The organism is Streptomyces sp. NPDC002795 (assembly GCF_042888725.1).
Lineage (GTDB): Bacteria > Actinomycetota > Actinomycetes > Streptomycetales > Streptomycetaceae > Streptomyces.
This window is the reverse complement of record NZ_JBIAQB010000005.1, coordinates 311644-331731: the sequence shown is the minus strand read 5'-3', so window position 1 is coordinate 331731 and position 20088 is coordinate 311644. Positions and strand designations below refer to the sequence as shown.

The following is a 20088-nucleotide window of genomic DNA, read 5'->3' as shown; positions in this document are numbered from 1 at the left end:
GTACCGGTCCTGGGGCCGCGTCAGTAGTCGAGCGGGTCCCGGCTGATGGGGCAGGTCATGCAGTGGCCGCCGCCGCGCCCCCGCCCGAGTTCGGCGCCGACGATGGTGATGACCTCCACACCCGCCTTGCGCAGCAGCGTGTTCGTCTGGGTGTTGCGGTCGTAGGTGAAGACCACGCCCGGTTCGAGGGCGACTGCGTTGTTGCCGCTGTCCCACTGCTGGCGCTCGGAGGCGTACACGTCGCCGCCCGTCTCGATGACCTGGAGGTCGCCGAGGCCGAGGGCCTTCGAGACGACGTCGGTGAACGCGGCCGAGCCCTCGTCGGTGATCTCCAGGCCCGGCGGCTTGTCGCTGGGGCGCAGCGAGAACGTGTGCACCGCGTCCATGATCTTCGGGTAGAGGGTGACGATGTCGCGGTCGGCGAAGGTGAAGACGGTGTCCAGGTGCATCGCGGAGCGCAGCTTCGGCATCCCGGCGACGATGACGCGCTCGGCGGCGCCGCGCTCGAAGAGGGAGGCCGCGACCTGGGTGATGGCCTGCCGCGAGGTGCGCTCGCTCATGCCCATCAGGACGACGCCCTTGCCGACGGGCATGATGTCGCCGCCCTCGAAGCTCGCCTGCCCCCAGTCCCGTTCGGGATCGCCCCACCAGACGGTCGAGCCCGCGAAGTCCGGGTGGAACGTGTAGACCGCCTTCATCAGCAGTGTCTCGTCGTGCCGCGCGGGCCAGTACAGCGGGTTGAGGGTGAGGCCGCCGTAGAGCCAGCACGTGGTGTCGCGGGTGTAGAGGGTGTTGGGCAGCGGCGGCATCAAGTACTCGCGTACGCCCGTGGATTCGCGGGCCAGGGACACGTACGGGGAGCGGTAGTCGTCGGGCAGGTCGGTGGTGGCGAGCCCGCCGATGAGGTATTCGGCGAGCTGCCGGTGGTCGAGGCCCTCAAGGAACGCGCGGGTGTCGTCGATCAGGCCGAGCCCGACCTGATTGGCGACGATCTTCCGGTCTAGGAGCCAGGACTTGGCCCCGGGAACGGCCATCGTCTCCGCGAGCAGCTCGTGCAGCTCGACGACCTCGACGCCGCGCCCGCGCAGCTTGTTGACGAAGTCGGCGTGGTCACGCTGGGCGTTCTCCACCCACATCACGTCGTCGAAGAGCAGGTCGTCCGCGTTGGTCGGGGTCAGCCTGCGGTGCGCGAGCCCCGGCGCGCAGACGAGGACCTTGCGCAGCCGGCCCACCTCGGAGTGGACGCCGTACGGGACGGGAGCGGAGCTGTCGGGGTCGGTCACGGGATGCCTCCCATTAACAAGGGGTGGGACGGGGCGGTCACAGGCTGATCCAGCCGGTGGCCAGGGCGACGATGCCGAGCACGGCGCCGATGACGGAGACGGCGAGGATGACGCGTTCACGCGGCGAGAACAGGCGGCGGCCCTGCTCGCGGCGGGCCATCACGAAGAGGATGGTGGCCGGGGCGTAGAAGATCAGTGAAACGAGGACGAACTTCAGCCCCGCCGCGTACAGCAGGAACGCCGTGTAGAGCACGGCCACGCAGGCGATGGTGAGTTCACGGTTCGAGGTGCGGCCGCCCGCGGTGAGCGGATCGGGGCGCAGACCGATCTTCGCGGCGAACGCGGCCGCGAGCAGATACGGGATCAGGGACAGGGCGCTGGTCAGGTCGAGCGCGAAGTTGAAGGCGTCGTCGGAGAACGCGGTGATCACGAGCACGACCTGGGTCAGGATCGTGGTCATCAGCAGGGCGGGCACCGGCACGTCCGCGGGGTTGGAGCGGCGCAGGAAGCGCGGCATGTCGTCGTCCTTCGCGGCGACGAACAGCACCTCGGCGGCCATCAACGTCCACGCCAGATAGGCGCCGAGCACGGACACGATGAGGCCGACGCTGATGAAGACCTTGCCCCAGGTGCCGACCGCGTCCTCCAGGACGCCCGCCATCGACGGCTGGCGCAGCTCGGCGATCTCGCTCATCGGCATGATCCCGTAGCTGACGATCACGACGGAGGCGAAGATGGCGAAGACGCTGAGGAAGCCGAGGACCGTGGCCCTGCCGACGTCCTCGCGGCGCTTGGCGTGCCGCGAGTAGACGCTGGCGCCCTCCACGCCCAGGAAGACGAAGACGGTGGCCAGCATCGTGCCCTTGACCTGGCTGAACAAGGAGCCGGCGTAGTCGGCGCCGCCCCAGTTCTCGACGAACACGCTCGGGTCGAAGAAGACGAGCGCCAGGATCACGAAGATGATGATCGGCACGACCTTCGCCACCGTGACGATCCGGTTGATCGCCGCGGCCTCCTTCACACCCCGGCGGATCATCAGGAAGAACGCCCACAGACCGACGGAGGACAGGATCACCGCGAGCGCCGTGTCCCCCTCGCCGAGGCTCGACCAGATCGTGCCGACCGTCGACATGATCAGCACCCAGTACGTCACATTGCCGACGCACGAGCTGGCCCAGTAACCGAAGGCGGAGAAGAAGCCGACGTACTCCCCGAACCCCGCTTTGGCGTAGGCGTAGACGCCCGCGTCCAGGTCCGGCCTGCGCACGGCGAGGGACTGGAAGACCAAGGCGAGCATCAGCATGCCCGTACCGGCGATCGCCCAGGCGATGAGCGCTCCCGCGACCCCCGTCTGCTCGGCGAAACGCGAGGGGAGAGAGAACACCCCTGCGCCGACCATGGAGCCGATGACCATGGTGGTGAGGGTGAACAGGGCCAGTTTCGCGGGCGGAGCGGAGGTCCGGGACTCCGTAGAGGCCTGCTGCTCCATTGCGTCCCCTTCGGTTGCGGTGGGAGCTGGGGCGCTCGGGGAACAGTTTTCTACCAACACGTTGAGGAGTGCACCTTTTAAGGGTGTTGGGGCATTGGGGCATGTTCATTCCGAATGGCCGATCGTGCGAGTTGTGGGCAGCATGGTGCGAGCCGTCTCAGGAGAAGGACAAGCAGCCATGCATTCCTCATTGACCCGGGTGATCCTTCGCGAATTGCGCGAGCCGCGCTCCTATCCAGCCGTGTCCCTGGCGATGCCCACCCATCGGCGACGACCGGAGAACAGTCAGGACCCGGTCCGGCTCGGCAACCTCGTCAGCGAGGCGGAGCGCCAGCTGGCGGCGGACCCCGCGGTGACGAAGGAACGCCAGGAGGACGTCGTCGCGCAGCTGCGGGCCGCGGTCCAGGAGGTCGACCCCGCCCAGGTGCGCGACGGCCTCATCGTCTTCGCGGCGCCGGGCGAGCACGAGACCTGGGTCGTCGACCGCGGTGTCCCCGAGCGCGTCGTGGTCGCCGACACCTTCCTGACCCGGAACCTCGTCGCCGCCGACGCCGCGCGGCGCGCCTACTGGGTGCTGGCCCTGGCCGCCGACCGGATCACGCTGTGGGACGGCCGCGGCGACCGCGTCACCGAGAACACGGAGCACGGCTTCCCCCTGACCCGCAGCCTTGAGGACCCGGACGCCGAACGCAAGGAGCGCGTCGGCGACGTGCCCAGCACGTTCCGCGACGAGCAGACCCGCCAGTTCTTCCGGGACGCGGACACCGAGCTGAGCGATGTGCTCGGCGAGGAGCCGAGGCCGCTCTACGTCACGGGGGAGTCGGCCGCGCTGACCCTTCTGGCGGAGGTCGGCGGCGCCGCGCACGGTGCCATCGAGGTGTCGGTCGGCGGACTGGCGCAGGGCACCCCTGAGGAGGTCGCCCAGGCGGTGGCCCCGGCCCGGGAGGAAGCGGCGCGGCTGGTCGTCGCCGAGGCGCTGGACCAGCTGGAGCAGGCGCGCGGCGAGAAGAAGTACGCGGCGGGCGTGGACGAGGTGTGGCAGGAGGCCCAGGACGGGCGGATCCGCCGGCTCGTCGTCGAGGAGAACTACCGGATCACCGTGCGGGCCGGCGAAGGGCATCTGGAACCGGCCGCCGACGACGACCTCGACGCCGTGCACGACATCGTCGACGAGGTCGTCGAGTCCGCCCTGGAGACCGGCGCGGAGGTGGTGTTCGTCCCCGACGACACCCTCGCGGACGCCGGGCGCGTCGCCGCGGTGTTGAGGTTCTGATGCGCGGGCGGAGGACGGCCGCGCCGCTCGCCTGCGCGCTGGCGGGTGTGCTGGCGCTCGCGGCATGCGGCTCAGGGGACGAGAAGGACGCGGGGGCGAGTGCCAGCGCGTCGGCCAGCTCACCGGACGCGTCGAGGTTCTCCGGTACGCCGCCCTCGGCGCTGGCGTCGAAGAAGGCGTCGATCAAGGCGTCCACCTCCGCGGTCGCCAAGTCGGCCTCGGCGCGGGCCAGTGAGTTCGAGGCGTCCGTCTCGGCCGACGTGGAGCGCAAGCGGCAGGAGTTCACCAAGCAGCTGGACAAGGTCGACGGGCAGGGCAACGCGGTGCGCGACGTCGAACTGACCGGCAAGCGCCTCGCGGACACGAAGGGCGTGCGCGCCGTCGTCGTCCACATCACCAACACCACCGACAAGACCGCCTCGTACGCGGTGGAGGTCGACTTCAGCGACTCCGACGGCAAGGTCGTCGAGACGAAGGTCGTCGGAGTCGAGGACCTGAAGGCGGGGGACAGGGCGCAGCCACTGGCGATCAGCACCAAGCCCCCCGAGCCACACCTCAAGGCGAGCGTGACAAAGGCACAGCGTTACTAGACCGGCACCGTCTCCTGGTTCGCGGCCGTGGGCTCGGCCGCGATCCGGCGCTCGAAGTGGACCCGCAGCCGCAGCGTGCACCAGATGCCGATCACGGAGACCACCATCAGCGCGGCGGCCGGAGGCCAGTACGCGCCGCCGGCCAGGGACGACAGCCAGACCGCGGTGACCGGGGCGAAGCCCGCGAAGATCATGTTGCAGACCTGGTAGGAGAGCGAGATGCCGGTGTAGCGGACGTGCGGGGCGAAGCCGTCGGCCAGGATCGCGGCCATCGGCCCGTACAGCGCCGACATCACCAGACGCATCGCCAGCATCATCAGATAGATCAGCACGACACTGCCGCCGCCGAGCACCATGAACTGCGGGATCGACAGCAGTACGACACCGGCGAGACCCGCGACGACGACCTTGTGCGCGCCCACCTTGTCACCGAGCAGCGCGAGCAGCGGAGTGACCAAGAGCTCCAGGAACGCGGCCAGCGAGAGGCCGTTGAGCAGCATCGACTCCGACAGGTGCAGCGATTCGGTGCCGTACGAGAGCAGATAGCTGGTCACCACGTAGTAGCCGCCGGTCGCGGTGGCGAGCGCGAAGACCCCGGTCAGGACCGTCCTCCAGTCCTTGGTCAGCACCTCGGCGACGGGCAGCCGGCTCGGCTTTCCCTTCTCGGCCTCGGCGGCGTGGATGTCGTCCATCACCGGGGAGTCCTCCAGCTTGGCGCGCACCACCAGGCCGATGACGACGAGGACCGCGGAGGCGAGGAACGGCACGCGCCAGCCCCAGCTGTTGAACGCGGAGTCGCCGAAGAGGTTCATGAGGCTGAACATGCCGGTCGACAGCAACGCGCCGACGGACGAGCCGAGTTGGGCGAACGAGCCGAAGAACGTGGCCTTGCCCTTGGGTGCGTTCTCGACGGCGATGAGCACGGCGCCGCCCCACTCGCCGCCGATCGCGATGCCCTGGATCAGGCGCAGCGTGATCAGCAGGATCGGGGAGAGGACGCCGACCTGGTCGTACGTCGGCAGCAGGCCGATCGCGAACGAGGCGATGCCCATCATCAGGAGCGTGATGACGAGCGTCTTCTTGCGGCCGACGCGGTCGCCGATGTGCCCGAAGACGATGCCGCCGAGCGGGCGCAGCAGAAAGCCCACGGCGAAGGTGGCGAAGGACGAGATCGTCTTCAGGGCCGTCGGCATGTCGGCGGGGAAGAAGACGTCGTTGAAAACGATCGCCGCGGCGGTGGCGAAGGCGTAGAAGTCGTACCACTCGATGGATGTCCCGGACAGCGCGGCGAACGCGGTCCTGAACGGACTCTGCGGGGGACGGGATGACGTGGTGCGGTCCGACAAGGGGACCTCCGGCGGGATGAGTGCGGTCGGGGACGGTAGGTGGGGGGCTGCTTTCAGGGGCGCGGGGAACTGCGCGAGCGCAACTACGGTGCGGCGCGTCATTGGGACGGGCGGGGCGGCGGCGCGGTTCTCAGGGGTGCGGGGAACTGCGCGAGCGCAACCACGGTGCGGCGCGTCATGGGGACGAGCCGGGCGGCGGCGCGGCTTTCAGGGGCGCGGGGAACTGCGCAAGCCCAGCCACGGCGTGGCGCGCCATTCGGCTCGGCCACACCATGGCACGGCCATAACGACACCCGCTACGCGCCGCGCGCCCACGCTCGGGCGCCACCGATCCACGTCTCACGCACGCGAATCCCGGCCAACTCCTCGGCGGGCACGGTCAACGGATCGGCATCGAGGACACAGAAGTCGGCGAGCATGCCGGGCGCGAGCACACCGACGGCACCCTCACGGTGCAGCGCACTCGCCGCGGCCGCGGTGTGCGCATGCAACCCCGCCTCGACCGGCAGCCGCAGCGACTCGTCCCCGAGAACCGTGCCGAGCACGGTCCGCCGCGTCGCCGCCGCGGACACCGCCTCCAACGGCGCCGGCGGAGCCACCGGCGCGTCCGAGGAGAAGACGACCGGCACACCGGCGTCGGGGCAGCGACCCGCCGGGTTGTAGCGGTGCCCCATGTCACCGATCGCGGTCAACGTGCCGTCACCGGTGCGCAGATGGTGCTGCGGCTGCATGACGGGGACGACGCCGAGCGCGCCCATCCGCTCGATCTGCTCGTCCGTCGGAAGACCCGAGTGCTCGACGCGGTGGCGCATGTCGGGGCGCTCCCGGTCGGCCTGCGCCTTCTCGATCGCGTCGAGCACCATGCCGATGGCGTACGGGGACTGGGCGTGCGTGGCGGTCTGAAGGCCGGCGGCGTGGGCGCGGCGGACGATCTCCGCGTACTCCTCGACCGAGTGGTACAGCTGCCCGTGGTGGCAGCAGTCGGCGGCGTACCCCTCGGGGAAGTACGCGGTCCAGCCGCCGAGCGTGCCGTCGGCGTAGAACTTCACGCCCTGGACGCGGAACAGGTCGTCGCCGAAGCCGCGCACCGCGCCGAGTTCGAGGGCGGTGTCGAGGAGCGCCGAGGTCAGATAGGCGGACACGCGCATCCGCAGCGAACCGTCCGACCGCGCCCGCAGGTACGTCTCCATCTCGCGGCGCGACACCTGCGCGTCGCCGATCGTGGTGACACCCGCGGCGAGGAACACCTCCTGGGCGCGCAGCAGATGGTCGGCCATGATGTCGTCGGGCTCGGAGAGGTGGAAGTTCGGCCCGTGGTTGCCGATCTTCACGCCTGCCGGACCGGTCAGCAGGTCGCAGGCGCCGTCCCACAGCTGCCCGTCGGGCTCACCGTCGGCGAAGTGGCCGATGGTCCCGCCCTCGGGCGAGGGGGTGGTGGCGTCGATGCCGCAGGTGCGCAGGGTGTGGGAGTTGACGACGCCGCCGTGCCCGGAGGCGTTCATGACGTAGACCTCACGGTCATCGGCGACGCGGTCCAGGTCGTGGCAGCTGGGGTGGCGGCCCTCGGCGAGCCGCCGGTGCTCGTAGCCGAAGCCGCGCACCGGGACACCGCCCGGCAAGTCGCGGGCCGCCTCGCGCAGCACCTCGACGAGCGTGTCGATGTCCGGCACGCGCTCGGGGCGCAGGTCGACCCAGGCGAGCGCCTGCCCGTACATCACCGGGTGGCAGTGGGCGTCGACGAAGCCGGGGTGCACGAGGCCGCCGTCGAGGCGCAGCTCCTCGTCGACCCGGCCGCCGAGTGCGGCGCGGGCCTCCTCTTCGGTGCCGACGTGCACGACGCGCTCACCGCGCACGGCGAGGGCCTCGGCCCGGACGGTGGTGCCCGCGGCGGCTACGGCGGCGCCGGTGACGAGGAGGGTGTGCTCGGGGGAGCGGGGCATGGCAGGCCTGCTTTCGACCGGGAACGTACGGGGGTGCGCCGACAGACGATTCGGCTTGCAGAACCATAGGTAACGAACGACTGATTGACCAGAGGGTCGAGCAAAGAATGTTTGTAAGGTCGAATCGCCGGTTGGGTTACGTATCGACTGTGCGCCCCTGCCCGGGCGGGCGGGTGATCGGTCCGCCGGGTCAGTCCGTGCGCGGCCCCAGGTCGTAGCGCTCCTTGATCAGTTCGAGGTGGAGCCAGCTCTCCACCTCCCGCACGGCGGGCAGCTCGCGCATGTCCTCCAGCGTGGTGCGCACCGCCGCGAACGACTCCGCTGTGATCGTGCCGACCAGTTCGGCGCCGCCCAGGCACGTCGACAGGAACGTCACGCGCCCGAAGGCGGCGATCCGTTCGGCGACGTCCGCCGCCGCGCCGTCGACCCGCAGGCTGAACCCGCACAGGTACCCCATGCCGAGCACGTCGGGCCGGACCAGGGCCACCACCTTGGCGACCCCGCCGTCCAGGAGGCGCAGGGTGCGCGCGCGGGTCGCGCCCGCCGACAGGCCGACGCGCGCGGCGAGTTCCGCGAAGGCGAGGCGGCCGTCGTCCTCCAGTTCGGCGAGGATCCGCTCGTCCACCGCGTCGAGCGCGCTCACGGTCGGCTCCTCGGTGAGGAGGTAGGGGTCCTTCACATGACGGGTCGCGACGAGCGCGTCCACCGCGCGTACCCCCGGCAGTGCCCGGATCTGCTCGATGGTCCGGTCGAGCGCGCCGAAGCCCGCCGTGCGCAGCTCCGTCATGATGGCGCGCCGCCCGCTGGTCAGCGTCACGAACGGCGCCTCGGGCAGCGCGGCGATCGCGCGGGCCGCCGGGCCCGCGGGCCCTTCGGTGTCGATCGCCAGATGTGCGGAGGCCGTCAGGTCGCGCACGGCGGGGTGCACGATCGCCACGACCCGTACGGCGCCCGACTCCTGGAGCCGCTGCACGCGCATCCGCGCCGCGGGCCGGGACAGGCCCACGCGCTGCGCCAGCGTCTCGTACGTGAGGCGGCCGTCGCTCTGCAGCTCGCGCACGATGCCCAGGTCGGTCTCGTCGAGATCCACGTGCTGTTCCCCTCAGCGGTTCGGTTTCGGCGCCGGCCGTGGACCGGCCGGACGCCCGCTCATTGTCGGTCACCGGGTGGGCGACCGTCTCGTTCGGTCTGGACAAGTGTGGCAGTCGAAACGTAGGTTTCGTTCCCGTAAGTCGATCGAATCATTTCTGAGAAGTCCTGGAGGATGGTGTGCCGCGACCCATCGTCGTGATCACCGACACCGAGGAACTGGACCCCGCGCCGGGCGTCCGTCTCCTCGCCGACGCCGGCTGGGAGGTGCGGGTCGTCGGCAGCCGGGACCCGGAGGCGATCGTCGCCGCCGCGCACGACGCCGACGCGCTGATCGTCGGGTACGCGCGCGTGGACGCAGCCCTGCTCGACCGCCTGCCCAAGGTGCGGATGATCGCCACCATGTCCGCGGGCCACGACATGATCGACACCGCGGAGGCGGAGCGGCGCGGCCTGTGGGTGGCGAACCTGCCGCACTCGGCGACCGAGGACGTCGCCGTGCACGCCCTCGCGCAGGCGCTGAGCCTCACGCGCCGCCTGCCGCAGGCCGACGCCGTGGTCCGCTCCGGCGGCTGGAACACCGAACTGGGCGAAGTGCCGCGCCGCACAAGCGAGTTGACGCTCGGCCTGGTCGGCATGGGACGCATCGCCCGCACCCTCGCCCGCCTCGCCGCACCCCTCTTCGGCCGGATCGCCGCGCACGACCCGCGCGCCACGGACTGGCCCGAAGGCGTCGAACGCCTCGACCTGGACACGCTCGTGGAACGCGCCGACGTCCTGTCGCTGCACACCCCCTCCACCCCGCAGACCAGGGGCATGGTCGACACCGGCCTGCTGTCCCGCATGCGCCCCGGCGGCCTTCTCGTCAACGTCTCCCGAGGCGACCTCGTCGACCCGGACGCCCTGCTCGCCGCCCTCGACAGCGGCCACCTCGCGGGCGCCGCCCTCGACGTCTTCCCCGTCGAACCGCCCGCCGCGGACGACCGGTTGCGCAGCCACCCGCGCCTGCTGCTCTCCCCGCACAGCGCCTTCCTCTCCGACGCCTCCCTGCGCGCCTACGTCACCGAGCCCGCGCGTAACGTCATCGCCTGGTGGGCCACCGGACGCCCGCACACCCCCGTCGTCGACCCCACCACCGCCCGTAACGCCTCTCGTACGCAAGGAGCACTCGCGTGACCGACACCCTCACCGCCCCTGTCACGGCCGACGACGCCGCCCAGGAAGAGCTGCGCCTGCGCCGCGAACTGGCCGCCGTCTACCGCCTGGTCGCGCACTTCCGCATGACCGACCTGATCTTCACGCACATCTCGCAGCGCCTCCCGGGTCCTGACAACCACTTCCTGATCAACCCCTACGGCCTGCTCTTCGAGGAGATCACCGCCTCGAACCTCGTCAAGATCGACCTCGACGGCAACGCGGTGGAGCCGAGCCCGCACCCCGTCAACCCGGCCGGCTTCATGATCCACAGCGCGATCCACAAGGCCCGCCCCGACGCCCACTGCGTGCTGCACACCCACACCAAGGCCGGCTGCGCCGTCGCCGCGCAGCAGGGCGGGCTGCTCCCGGTCAACCAGATGTCGATGGAGTTCCACAACCGCGTCGGCTACCACGACTACGAAGGCGTCGCCCTCAACTTCGACGAGCAGAAGCGCCTCGTCGAGGACCTCGGCACACAGCCCGCGCTGATCCTGCGCAACCACGGCCTGCTGACCGTCGGCGACAGCGCCAAGCAGGCGTTCCTGCGCATGTACTACCTGGAGAAGGCCTGCGAGATCCAGGTCACCGCCCAGGCGGGTGGACAGCTGATCATCCCCTCCGAGCAGGTCTGCGAGTACACCGCCCAGCAGCTCACCGGCGAGGGCGAGGCGTCCTCGGACGTCGAGGACGACATCGCGTACGACCTGGCCTGGGGCGCCCTGCTGCGGCTCGTGGAGCGGATCGCGCCCGACTACAAGGACTGAGCGTGCGGGGGTGCCGGGGGCGGGTTGTACTGAGGGGACGCCCCCGTCGACGGGACTCCTTCGTGAGCCGCGCAACCGACAACGTCCGCAAGGGACGTGAGGAGAGGGCATCGGCGGCACCGGTCTGATCGGCGTGCTGCGCAGCGGAGTTCGAGCCGCTCGCAGCCTTCCCGCCCACCGTCGACGACGAGACCCCGACGCGCACCGTCGCCGCCGCTTTCACCGAGCACTTCGGCGCACAGGGCCCACACCCACACCATCGAACGCCAGTCGGCCGGCGAGGACATGAGCCGGATCCCCGTGCCTTCGGGTCCCCCTTTACGTACTGGGGGACCGGCGGCACGGACCCCGCCGCCTACGAGAAGGCGGCGGCGGCCGGCGGTCACCTGCTCGCGTACGGCAGCAGCGCCATCTCCCGGGCGTTCTTGACGGCGGACGTCACCTGGCGCTGCTGGCGCACGCTGAGGCGGGTGACGCGGCGGCTGCGGATCTTGCCGCGGTCGGAGACGAACTGGCGCAGCAGGTCGGTGTCCTTGTAGTCGACGTAGGTGATGCCCGCCGCGTCGAGCGGGTTGGGACGCGGCTTGGCGGGCTTGCGCGGGATACGTGCACGGGGCATGTCGGGTTCCTTTCGGTGGGTCAGCGCGCGGGGTCGAGCAGCGGGTCGAAGGCGGCGGGAAGCCGGCTCCAGCCGGCCGGGCCCGCGCTGTACTCGTCGTCGGTGAGCAGGCAGGAGTCGAGGAGCGTGGTCAGGCCCTCGCGGTCGAGGGCGGGGGAGGTGAACACGAGGTGCTGGCAGCGGTCGCCGTGCTCCGGGTGCCAGTCCATGGCCACCGCCGCGCGCCGCTCGGGCGGCACCAACTCCCAGGCGGCGTCGGGCAGTGAGTGCAGCCAGGGCCCGCAGTCGTCGACGCCCAGAGCGCCGCCCGCCGCGTCCCAGGACAGCAGGGTGTCGGGCCGGTCGGCGAGCCAGAAGCGCCCCCGGCTGCGGGCCGCCGCGCAGCACAGATCCTCCAGCGCGTCGAACAGCCGCTGCGGATGGAACGGCCGGTGCCGATGCCATACGAGGGTGCCGACCCCGGCCTCCTCCGCCTCTTGCGGCAGCCGGGCGCTGGCCGGGTGCTGGGCGCTGCGGGCCGCCTCGACGTCGAATCCGGCCAGGACGAGCCGGGCCAGTTCGGTGGAGCGGGCGGGCACCTGCCGCGCCGTCGGGTGCAGCTGGGCGAGCAGGGCCCGGTCCTCCTCGTCCGCCTCCGGGCTCTCGGTGACGGCGACGACGGAGGCGTACTCCAGCTGCCGGGCCCAGGTGTCGGCGACCGTACGCTGATCGCTCGCGGCCGCCGCGAGCCCGGCCTCGGCGAGGTCGTCCCCGTTGCCCAGATAGGGGAGCACGAGCGCGGGGTCGACGGCCGTGACGACACCGGTCAGTTGCAGCGCCGGCGCACCGTGCGCGGCGACGACGTCCGCCATGGCCTGCGGCTCGACGGAGTCCCACAGCTCGACGACGGCAAGGCGGGTCAGTCCGTCGCCCGCGAGGCGTTCGAGCTCCGGCACGAGGTCCTCGCGCAGGGCGCAGCAGGCACAGTCGTTGACCAACGGCGCCTCGCCGCGGCCGAGTTCACCGGAGGCATCCCGGATGGTGCGGGTCACGGTCCCCGACGGGGCGGTGCCGAGGTCGTGGTGCAGGGCCACGCTGGACGGCACCGCGTCGAGCAGGCCCCGCACCACCTCCCGGCGCGCTTCGCTGTGCAGGCCGCCGACGATCACGACGGGCAGCCGGTCGTGGTCCCCCATCACCGGGCCCCTCGACGGCCGAAGCGACGCTCGAAGCGCTCGACCCGTCCCGCGGTGTCCATGACGCGGGCGGTGCCGGTGTAGAAGGGGTGGCTCGCCGAGGACACCTCGACGTCGTACACGGGGTAGGTGTGCCCGTCCTCCCACTCGACGGTGCGGTCGGTGGTGAGGGTGGAACGGGTCAGGAAGGCGAATCCGGCGGCCTTGTCGCGGAAGACAACGGGCCGGTAGGCCGGGTGGATGCCGGGCTTCATGGCGGACTCCAGGTGATTCATGCGGTTCGGGTGGTTCGGGTGGTTCGGGTGGTCGTGCGGGGCGTCGCGCTCAGCGTTCTTCGCGGAAGTCGACGTGCCGGCCGGCCACGGGGTCGTACTTGCGCAGGACCAGTCGGTCCGGGTTGTTCCTGCGGTTCTTGCGGGTGACGTAGGTGTAGCCGGTGCCCGCCGTGGAGCGGAGTTTGACGATCGGGCGCAGTTCGTTGCGTGCCATGCCGCTACTATATGGCAATGGTTTCCATGTTCAATAACGGGGCCATGGTCACGCAACGACACAGCACGACGGAGAGGGACCGCATGTCCGCCCACTGCCAACTGACCGGAGCCGCACCGCGCTTCGGCAACCGCATCTCCCACTCGCACCGGCGCACCTCGCGCCGCTTCGACCCGAACATCCAGCGCAAGCGCTACTGGCTGGCCAGTGAGGGCCGCAGCGTGCGGCTGACCCTGAGCGCCAGGGGGGTCAAGACGGTCGACGTCATCGGCGTCGAGGCCGCGGTGGCGCGGATCCGTGCCCGAGGGGGGAAGGTCTGATGGCGAAGAAGAGCAAGATCGCGAAGAACGAGAAGCGGAAGACGGTCGTCGAGCGGTACGCCGTGCGGCGTGCGGCGCTGAAGGAGATCCTCCGGCGCCCCGGCACCCCGGAGGCCGAGCGCGCCGCGGCCCTGGCCGAGCTGCGCAGGCAGCCGCGCGACGCCAGTGCGACGCGGGTCCGCAACCGCGACAGCGTGGACGGCAGGCCGCGCGGGCATCTGCGCAAGTTCGGCCTGTCCCGCGTGCGGCTGCGAGAGGAGGCACACGCGGGACACCTTCCGGGGGTCACCAAGTCCTCCTGGTGACACACCCGCGTCCGGGCGCCCGACCAGACACCGCCCTGGCCGGGCGCCCGGCGTGGTCGCCCGCATGGCGTGCGAGAGCGGGCGCGACGCGGCCGATCGTCGGACGATGGGGGGAACCGGAGTGCGTCGAGCCGAGGGGAGTGCCGCAGGTGGGTGGCGGGCGCGAGCACGGAATCCCCCAAGAGGAGCCAGAGGAGCCGGAGGAGCCAGGGGAGCACGCGGAACCCGAGGCGTACGACGCCGAGGTTCGCCAGGTCGACGTGCTCAACCGGCTGGCGGGCCCGGCATCCGGAGGGCCGGGCGCGGGCTCGGACCGGCCCGCGCGGCGGACGAGCGCGAGCCGCCGCGACACCGATCTGCTTATCACCGGCCACGCACTGGCTCGCGTCGCGTCCCTGGGGGAGGCCCTCACTCTGATCTCCCGGCTGGCCGACCCCACGTTCCCGCTGCGCGGGCAGGCGGTCTTCCGGGCGGACCGTGAAGTGCTGCATTGCGTCGGCCGGTTCGGCCTGAGCGACGGCGAGGCCGACGCGTTCCGGCTGCCGCTGCGCACGGCCCATCCCGCCGCGCAGGTGGCGAGAACCGGGCGGCCGGTGGTGCTGGCCTCGCCGCAGGAGTACCGGGACCGGTTCCCCTCCGCCAGTGGGTACGCGGAGCCGGCCCGGTACCAGGCGTGGGCGTTCCTGCCGCTCACCACGTACGGCCAGCTCACCGGCGTGTGGATGGCCGCCTTCGACGCCCCGGTGGAGGTGACCGGCGGCATCGGCACCTTCCTGATGACCCTCGCCCGGCTGCTGGGGCGGTGCATCGAGCAGACCTACGACGGCCAGGCGGACCGCACCCTGTCCCAGAGCCTGCGCAGCAGCATGGGGCGCGTCGGCCCGAGTCCCGAAGGGCTCACCGTCACCGCCCGTTACGTACCCACCGGCGGCGGGCTCATGGTCGGCGGCGACTGGTTCGACAGCATCACCCTGCCCAACGGGCGCCTCGGCCTGGTGATCGGCGACGTCCAGGGGCACGACGTGCACGCAGCCGGGCTGATGTCACAACTGCGCACCGCCATCCACGCCTACGCGGCCGAGGGCCACGGCCCCGACGCCGTCCTCGTCCGCGCCTCCCACTTCCTGGCATCCCTCGGGGAGGGGCGCTTCGCCACCTGCATCTACCTGGAGGCGGACCCCGGCACGGGCACGCTGCGCATCGCCCGCGCCGGGCACCCGCACCCGGTCCTGCGGCTGCCGGACGGTACCTGTCTGCTCAAGCACGTGCGCGGCGGGCTGCCCCTGGGGCTCGACCTCGGCGAGGACGACTACCCGGTCAGCGTCGTCACGCTGCGTGAGAACGAGATTCTCATGCTGTGCACGGACGGGCTGATCGAGTCCGGCGGCCACGACATGTACTCCGGCTGGCTCCGGGTCCGGAGCGCGCTGACACCGGGCGGCGCCGACGACATCGACGGCATGGCCGACCGGCTCCTGAACGCGGTGGTGGCCCCGCAGTCCACGCAGCCGGATGACCGTCCCGTCACCTCCTTCACCGAGGACGACATCGCGCTGCTGCTCCTGCGCCGTGACGCGCTCGACGACCACGCGGACAGGACCGGGCGCAGCCTGCGGTTCACCCTCGAACAGGACCAGGCCCAGGGCATCGCCGACGCCCGCATCGAATTCCAGGGCCTGCTCCACGACTGGGCCCGCCCCGAGCAGGTCGACACCGTCCTCCTGCTCGTCTCCGAACTCCTCGGCAACGTACTCATCCACACCGAGCAGGCCGCCGTCCTGCGTGCCGACATCAGCGGCGCCGAGGGCCGCCGCCGGCTGCGCGTGGAGGTCTCCGACCGCAGCGACGAGGTGCCCGCACGCCGCGCCCCCGGCGAACTCTCCTCCTCGGGCCGCGGCCTCGTCCTGCTCGACCTCCTGGCCCACCGCTGGAATCTCCGCCCGGAGCCGGAGGGGAAGACGGTGTGGTTCGAGGTGGACGAGGACGGTCCGGCGGAACCCTGACGGCGACGGGCGGCAACTCCTCCTCGGGCACGGGATCTTGACACCGCCATGGATGGGTGGTGGTTTAGACCACGCTCCCTCGCCCGAAGGCGAGGGTCCGCTTCCGTGGAGGTGCAGTGTTCCGTCTGTCTGAACGTCATGCGTCCTGTCTTCCCCATGTTTCCCGCCCGGTGCTCGCCGGCGCCGCGCTCCTGTTGACCTTGGGTACGGTCGCCGCGCCTGCCCAGGCGTTCGATGGCGCGCAGGGCGCGGGCGGTGCCGCATCGGCGGCGAAGTCGCCCGTCGTCACGCCCACCCCGCAGGACATGAGATCGGCGGGCGCCGATCTGCGGGTGCCGAGCCGGGTGCGTCTCGTCCTCGGTGACGGCGTCGACGCGTCGAGCATCGATGTGATCAAGCGGGCGCTGGCCGCCGCCGGGGTCCGGTCCGTCGACACCCTCAAGGCCGGTGACGCCGCCAAGAAGGCACCGGCGCCCGGTGTGTTCACCGTTGTGGCCGGTTCCATCAAGGACACCGACGTGGCCGCGGCGCTCAAGGCCGCGGGCGGCACCGTGCCGGACACCCTGAACCCGGAGGGCTACTCCCTCGCGTCGCGAACCGTGTCCGGGTCTGACATCGTTGTCCTCGCGGGCAATGACGGTGACGGTGTCTACTACGCCGCCCAGACGCTGCGTCAGTTGGTGACCGGGGCGCACCGGATCGCGGCCGTGTCGATCACCGACTACCCGAGCATGCCGCTGCGCGGCAGCATCGAGGGCTTCTACGGTGCGCCCTGGTCGCACAGCGACCGCGTCGACCAACTCGCGTTCTACGGCGACGTCAAGGCGAACACGTACATCTACACGCCGAAGGACGACACGTACCTGCGGGAGAAGTGGCGCACCCCCTACCCCGCCGACAAGCTCGCCGACCTGCGTGAGCTGATCGAGCAAGCCGCCGTCCACCACGTCGACTTCACGTACGCGGTCTCCCCGGGCCTGTCCGTCTGTTACAGCGATCCCGACGACGTGAAGGCTCTGAAGGAGAAGCTGGGCTCGCTGTACGAGCAGGGCGCCCGCAGTTTCTATGTGGCGCTCGATGACATCAGCTACACCAAGTGGAACTGCGACGCCGACCAGGCGAAGTACGGGGCGCCGGGCCGGGCCGCGGCGGGGCAGGCGCAGGCCGATCTGCTGAACGCGGTGCAGCAGGAGTTCATCGACACCCATGAGGGCGCCAAGCCGCTCCAGTTCGTGCCCACCGAGTACTCCGACACGGCGGACTCCGCGTACAAGTCGGTACTGCGCGAGAAGTTGGACCCGAAGATCGTCGTGCAGTGGACCGGCACCGACGTCGTACCGCCCGCCATCAGCCTCGCGGACGCCAAGGCCGCGTCCACGGTGTGGGGACGCAAGGTGTTCCTCTGGGACAACTATCCGGTCAATGACTACGGGCAGACCACGGGGCGGCTCCTGATGGCCCCGTACGACAAGCGGGAAGCCGGTCTGCACAAGGAGTTGAGCGGCATCGTGCTCAACCCGATGAACCAGGCGGCGCCGAGCAAGGTCGCGCTCTTCGGCGGCGCGTCGTTCGCCTGGAACGACGAGGACTACGATGCCGACCGCACCTGGCGCGCGTCCGCCGACTACCTGGCGGGCGGCGACCGGGACACCGCGCGGGCCCTGCTCGCCTTCTTCGACACCCAGCATCTCGCGCCGACCTTCGGCGACACCAACTGGCAGCCGCAGGCGCCCCAACTAGCCGCGCGCATCGCCGAGTTCCGCGAGGCGTGGGACGGCGGGTCCGGAGCCGAACGGCGGGCCGCACTGCGCAAGCTCTCGGCCTACGCCGACGTGCTCGCCGGGGCTCCGGAGCAGATTCGCGCCGGAATGCAGGACCAGGCATTCCTGGCGCAGACGAAGCCGTGGCTGGATGCCCTGGAGCTGTGGGGCGGCTCCCTGAACGCCACCCTGGACGGGCTGCGCGCCCAGCTCAACTCCGGTAGCGGGGAAGGGGACTTCGCGAAGGCGGCCGACCTGGCGAAGCAGGCATCCGCCGTGACCACCATCCCCGGCACCACCCGGCCCCAGGGTCCGATCAAGGTGGCCGACGGAGTGCTGGACACCTTCATCGAGCAGGCACCCCGGATGTGACGACGCCGCGAACGCCCGCCCCGGTACGCGACCGGGGCGGGCGTTGTCGTTTCCGGAGGCCGTCCGTCCCGGTGTGCGGGGGGTGGAATCCCGCCGAGAATGGCTGATCGTGTAGGCAACTTCAAACCTTGACCACAAATTCCACACATCCCTCTCTATGGGCGGCCTCAATGGTCTAGATTGACCGTGCTTCACATGCCGGGACACTGGGCGAAAAATGGCGATCTATGGGGGCCGGTGTGGCACGCGACCGACCGCGGCCGCACCAAAATCGAACGGGGGGTGATCGTTTCGCGTGCCCGACAGGGGGCCTGGGGCGCGGGGAGTGCCCGAGGGAATCCGGAGCGCATCGACCTTCCGATCCGGGACAGCGCGTCAAGTCCGCTACCGACTGAGCGGATTGCTCATGCGGCGCTGAATCAACAGGTACGTCATGCACGGGAGGCGGGGGCCTCTTGAGGGGGAGGAGCAGCGCGGTGCGGGGGGCGGGGGGCCTCCCGAGGAGGGGAAACAGCACGGGGGGCGGCGGCCTCCCGAGGGGGGAGTAACCGTGTTGGGCGAGCACGTCGAACCCGCTGGCGACTCGGACGGGGCCGTACAACAGGGGGAATTGGTCAGCCCGTTCCCGCCTGCACGCGGGCGTCCGGTGAACGGGGCATTACGTCGACCGGCGAGCGACTGGGAACAGCGTTACCGCCGCATCGTGATCATCAGCGATACGGTGGCGACCGCCCTCGTCGTGACGGCCTTCGGCGGCTTCTTCGGCGTCAGGGACGCGGCCAACTGGCACGAGAAGTGGAAGATCCTCGCGTTCGGCACCGAGTTGCTGGTGCTGGGGGCACTGGCGGTCAGCCGCTCGTGGGCCCCGGCCGTGCTCGGCCAGGGCGCCGAGGAATTCCGCCGGCTCGGACGTTCACTGTTCGCGGCGACCGTCGTGCTCGCGCTCGGCGGCATCGCGCTCACCTCGCGCAACATCAAGCTATGGATCTTCGTCGCGATCCCCGCGATCGCGCTCGTGACGATGACCGCGCGCTATGTGCTGCGCCTGTGGCTGCACAGACAGCGCAAGGAGGGCCACTGCCTACGACCGGTGCTCGCCGCCGGGAGCACGGCCACCGTGCGCGACCTGATCAGCAGAACCCGCAAGTTCCCGCACATCGGCTGGCAGGTGGAGGCGGTCTGCACGGCGGACGGCCACGGGCTCGACGGTGACCAACTGGACGGGGTGCCGGTCGTCGGCCCCCTCACCGATGTCGCGAACCACGTCTCGCGCGACGGCTACCGGGTCGTCGCGGTCACCCCGGACCCGCACTGGACACCGGACCGGCTGCAGCGGCTGGCCTGGAACCTGGAGGGCAGCGACGCCGAAATGGTCGTGGCCCCCGTGCTGATGGAAGTGGCGGGACCGCGGCTGCACGTCGACGCGGTACTGGGAATACCGCTGCTGCGTGTCAGCATGCCGACGTTCACCGGGGGGCGACGGGCGATCAAGGGGATCGTCGACCGGCTGGGCGCGCTGCTCCTGATCCTGCTGTTCACGCCGCTGATGGTGCTCGTCGGCCTGGCCGTCCTGGTGGACAGCCGGGGCGGGGTGTTCTACCGGCAGCGCAGGGTGGGCAAGGACGGCCGTGAGTTCACCATCGTCAAGTTCCGCACCATGGAAGACGGGGCCCATGGGAAACGGGCCGGTCTCGCCGACCGGAACGACGGGGCGGGGCTGCTGTTCAAGCTCCGGCGGGATCCGCGGGTGACCAAGGTGGGGCACGTACTGCGCCGCTACTCGCTCGACGAACTCCCGCAGCTGTTCAACGTGTTGACCGGATCGATGTCGCTCGTCGGTCCGCGGCCGCCGCTGCCGGAGGAGTCCGCGGCGTACGGCCCGGACATCAGGCGGCGGCTGCTGGTCAAGCCCGGGCTCACCGGCCTGTGGCAGATCAGCGGGCGCAGCGACCTGCCGTGGGAGGAGGCGGTCCGCCTCGACCTGCGGTACGTCGAGGACTGGTCGCTCGCCCTGGACACGGTGATCTTGTGGAAGACGCTGCGGGCCGTGCTCCACGGACAAGGGGCTTACTGA

The 20088-nt window shown here is 70.9% G+C and carries 18 protein-coding genes; 9 read left to right on the top strand and 9 right to left on the bottom strand.

Annotation, left to right across the window (positions count from 1 at the left end; all coding sequences use genetic code 11):
• Window positions 1–20: 20 nt before the first annotated feature.
• Window positions 21–1283, bottom strand: coding sequence for an arginine deiminase (locus tag ACFYWS_RS17575; protein WP_389276635.1), 1263 nt, complete (start codon window positions 1281–1283; stop codon window positions 21–23).
• Between the two features lie 37 nt (window positions 1284–1320).
• The gene (locus ACFYWS_RS17570) at window positions 1321–2772 is read right to left on the bottom strand and encodes a basic amino acid/polyamine antiporter (RefSeq protein ID WP_389276632.1); all 1452 of its coding nucleotides are present in this window, start codon (window positions 2770–2772) and stop codon (window positions 1321–1323) included.
• 178 nt (window positions 2773–2950) lie between these two features.
• Here ACFYWS_RS17570 and ACFYWS_RS17565 point away from each other — a divergent pair, with 178 nt between their 5' ends.
• Both ACFYWS_RS17565 and ACFYWS_RS17560 read left to right on the top strand, forming a co-directional pair.
• Entirely contained in the window at window positions 2951–4045 is a 1095-nt protein-coding gene (locus ACFYWS_RS17565) for a chemotaxis protein (RefSeq protein WP_389276629.1), read from the top strand.
• The gene (locus tag ACFYWS_RS17560) at window positions 4045–4635 is read left to right on the top strand and encodes an FxLYD domain-containing protein (RefSeq protein WP_389276626.1); all 591 of its coding nucleotides are present in this window, start codon (window positions 4045–4047) and stop codon (window positions 4633–4635) included. Before ACFYWS_RS17565 ends, ACFYWS_RS17560 begins: the two co-directional genes overlap by 1 nt.
• Here the strand turns inward: ACFYWS_RS17560 and ACFYWS_RS17555 are convergent.
• The 3 genes from ACFYWS_RS17555 to ACFYWS_RS17545 form a co-directional block, all read right to left on the bottom strand.
• Complete coding sequence (locus tag ACFYWS_RS17555) at window positions 4632–5981, bottom strand: MFS transporter (RefSeq protein ID WP_389276623.1); 1350 nt, start codon at window positions 5979–5981, stop codon at window positions 4632–4634. The genes ACFYWS_RS17560 and ACFYWS_RS17555 overlap by 4 nt on opposite strands.
• Window positions 5982–6277: 296 nt before the next feature.
• Window positions 6278–7921, bottom strand: a complete 1644-nt coding sequence (locus ACFYWS_RS17550) for an amidohydrolase (RefSeq protein WP_389276620.1) — start codon at window positions 7919–7921, stop codon at window positions 6278–6280.
• 190 nt (window positions 7922–8111) lie between these two features.
• Window positions 8112–9011: an Lrp/AsnC family transcriptional regulator gene (locus ACFYWS_RS17545; RefSeq protein ID WP_389276617.1), complete on the bottom strand. Its 900-nt coding sequence runs from the start codon at window positions 9009–9011 to the stop codon at window positions 8112–8114.
• Between the two features lie 179 nt (window positions 9012–9190).
• On the opposite strand from ACFYWS_RS17545, the gene ACFYWS_RS17540 reads away from it, so the two are divergent.
• Together ACFYWS_RS17540 and ACFYWS_RS17535 are read left to right on the top strand one after the other, a co-directional pair.
• The gene (locus tag ACFYWS_RS17540; protein ID WP_389276614.1) at window positions 9191–10186 is read left to right on the top strand and encodes a C-terminal binding protein; all 996 of its coding nucleotides are present in this window, start codon (window positions 9191–9193) and stop codon (window positions 10184–10186) included.
• Window positions 10183–10971 (top strand): class II aldolase/adducin family protein, encoded by a 789-nt coding sequence (locus tag ACFYWS_RS17535; protein ID WP_389276611.1) that lies wholly within the window; start codon window positions 10183–10185, stop codon window positions 10969–10971. Before ACFYWS_RS17540 ends, ACFYWS_RS17535 begins: the two co-directional genes overlap by 4 nt.
• A gap of 382 nt (window positions 10972–11353) precedes the next feature.
• Here the strand turns inward: ACFYWS_RS17535 and rpsR are convergent, their stop codons facing one another.
• From rpsR to rpmG, 4 genes are all read right to left on the bottom strand, one after another.
• A complete protein-coding gene (rpsR, locus tag ACFYWS_RS17530; protein WP_389276608.1) occupies window positions 11354–11590 on the bottom strand; it encodes a 30S ribosomal protein S18 in 237 nt (78 codons plus the stop codon).
• 20 nt (window positions 11591–11610) lie between these two features.
• Complete coding sequence (locus tag ACFYWS_RS17525; RefSeq protein ID WP_389276605.1) at window positions 11611–12765, bottom strand: CobW family GTP-binding protein; 1155 nt, start codon at window positions 12763–12765, stop codon at window positions 11611–11613.
• Window positions 12765–13019: a type B 50S ribosomal protein L31 gene (locus ACFYWS_RS17520; RefSeq protein WP_326016274.1), complete on the bottom strand. Its 255-nt coding sequence runs from the start codon at window positions 13017–13019 to the stop codon at window positions 12765–12767. The genes ACFYWS_RS17525 and ACFYWS_RS17520 overlap by 1 nt, the downstream gene beginning before the upstream one ends.
• Window positions 13020–13089: 70 nt before the next feature.
• Entirely contained in the window at window positions 13090–13254 is a 165-nt protein-coding gene (gene rpmG / locus ACFYWS_RS17515) for a 50S ribosomal protein L33 (protein ID WP_389276602.1), read from the bottom strand.
• Between the two features lie 83 nt (window positions 13255–13337).
• On the opposite strand from rpmG, the gene rpmB reads away from it, so the two are divergent.
• The 5 genes from rpmB (at window position 13338) to ACFYWS_RS17490 (ending at window position 20088) form a co-directional block, all read left to right on the top strand.
• Window positions 13338–13574 (top strand): 50S ribosomal protein L28, encoded by a 237-nt coding sequence (rpmB, locus tag ACFYWS_RS17510; RefSeq protein ID WP_389276599.1) that lies wholly within the window; start codon window positions 13338–13340, stop codon window positions 13572–13574.
• Entirely contained in the window at window positions 13574–13879 is a 306-nt protein-coding gene (gene rpsN, locus ACFYWS_RS17505) for a 30S ribosomal protein S14 (protein ID WP_389276596.1), read from the top strand. Before rpmB ends, rpsN begins: the two co-directional genes overlap by 1 nt.
• Window positions 13880–14028: 149 nt before the next feature.
• The gene (locus ACFYWS_RS17500; RefSeq protein WP_389276593.1) at window positions 14029–15882 is read left to right on the top strand and encodes a SpoIIE family protein phosphatase; all 1854 of its coding nucleotides are present in this window, start codon (window positions 14029–14031) and stop codon (window positions 15880–15882) included.
• A gap of 170 nt (window positions 15883–16052) precedes the next feature.
• Window positions 16053–18014, top strand: coding sequence for a beta-N-acetylglucosaminidase domain-containing protein (locus tag ACFYWS_RS17495; RefSeq protein WP_389276590.1), 1962 nt, complete (start codon window positions 16053–16055; stop codon window positions 18012–18014).
• Between the two features lie 550 nt (window positions 18015–18564).
• Window positions 18565–20088, top strand: coding sequence for a sugar transferase (locus ACFYWS_RS17490; RefSeq protein WP_389276587.1), 1524 nt, complete (start codon window positions 18565–18567; stop codon window positions 20086–20088).

Excerpts from the sequence above, each read along its gene's own strand:
- ACFYWS_RS17525 (WP_389276605.1), bottom strand. The coding sequence starts at position 12,765 with ATGGGGGACCACGACCGGCTGCCCGTCGTGATCGTCGGCGGCCTGCAC.
- ACFYWS_RS17520 (WP_326016274.1), bottom strand. The coding sequence starts at position 13,019 with ATGAAGCCCGGCATCCACCCGGCCTACCGGCCCGTTGTCTTCCGCGAC.
- ACFYWS_RS17565 (WP_389276629.1), top strand. The coding sequence starts at position 2,951 with ATGCATTCCTCATTGACCCGGGTGATCCTTCGCGAATTGCGCGAGCCG.
- rpsN (WP_389276596.1), top strand. The coding sequence starts at position 13,574 with ATGGCGAAGAAGAGCAAGATCGCGAAGAACGAGAAGCGGAAGACGGTC.
- ACFYWS_RS17560 (WP_389276626.1), top strand. The coding sequence starts at position 4,045 with ATGCGCGGGCGGAGGACGGCCGCGCCGCTCGCCTGCGCGCTGGCGGGT.
- rpmB (WP_389276599.1), top strand. The coding sequence starts at position 13,338 with ATGTCCGCCCACTGCCAACTGACCGGAGCCGCACCGCGCTTCGGCAAC.
- rpsR (WP_389276608.1), bottom strand. The coding sequence starts at position 11,590 with ATGCCCCGTGCACGTATCCCGCGCAAGCCCGCCAAGCCGCGTCCCAAC.
- rpmG (WP_389276602.1), bottom strand. The coding sequence starts at position 13,254 with ATGGCACGCAACGAACTGCGCCCGATCGTCAAACTCCGCTCCACGGCG.
- ACFYWS_RS17550 (WP_389276620.1), bottom strand. The coding sequence starts at position 7,921 with ATGCCCCGCTCCCCCGAGCACACCCTCCTCGTCACCGGCGCCGCCGTA.
- ACFYWS_RS17570 (WP_389276632.1), bottom strand. The coding sequence starts at position 2,772 with ATGGAGCAGCAGGCCTCTACGGAGTCCCGGACCTCCGCTCCGCCCGCG.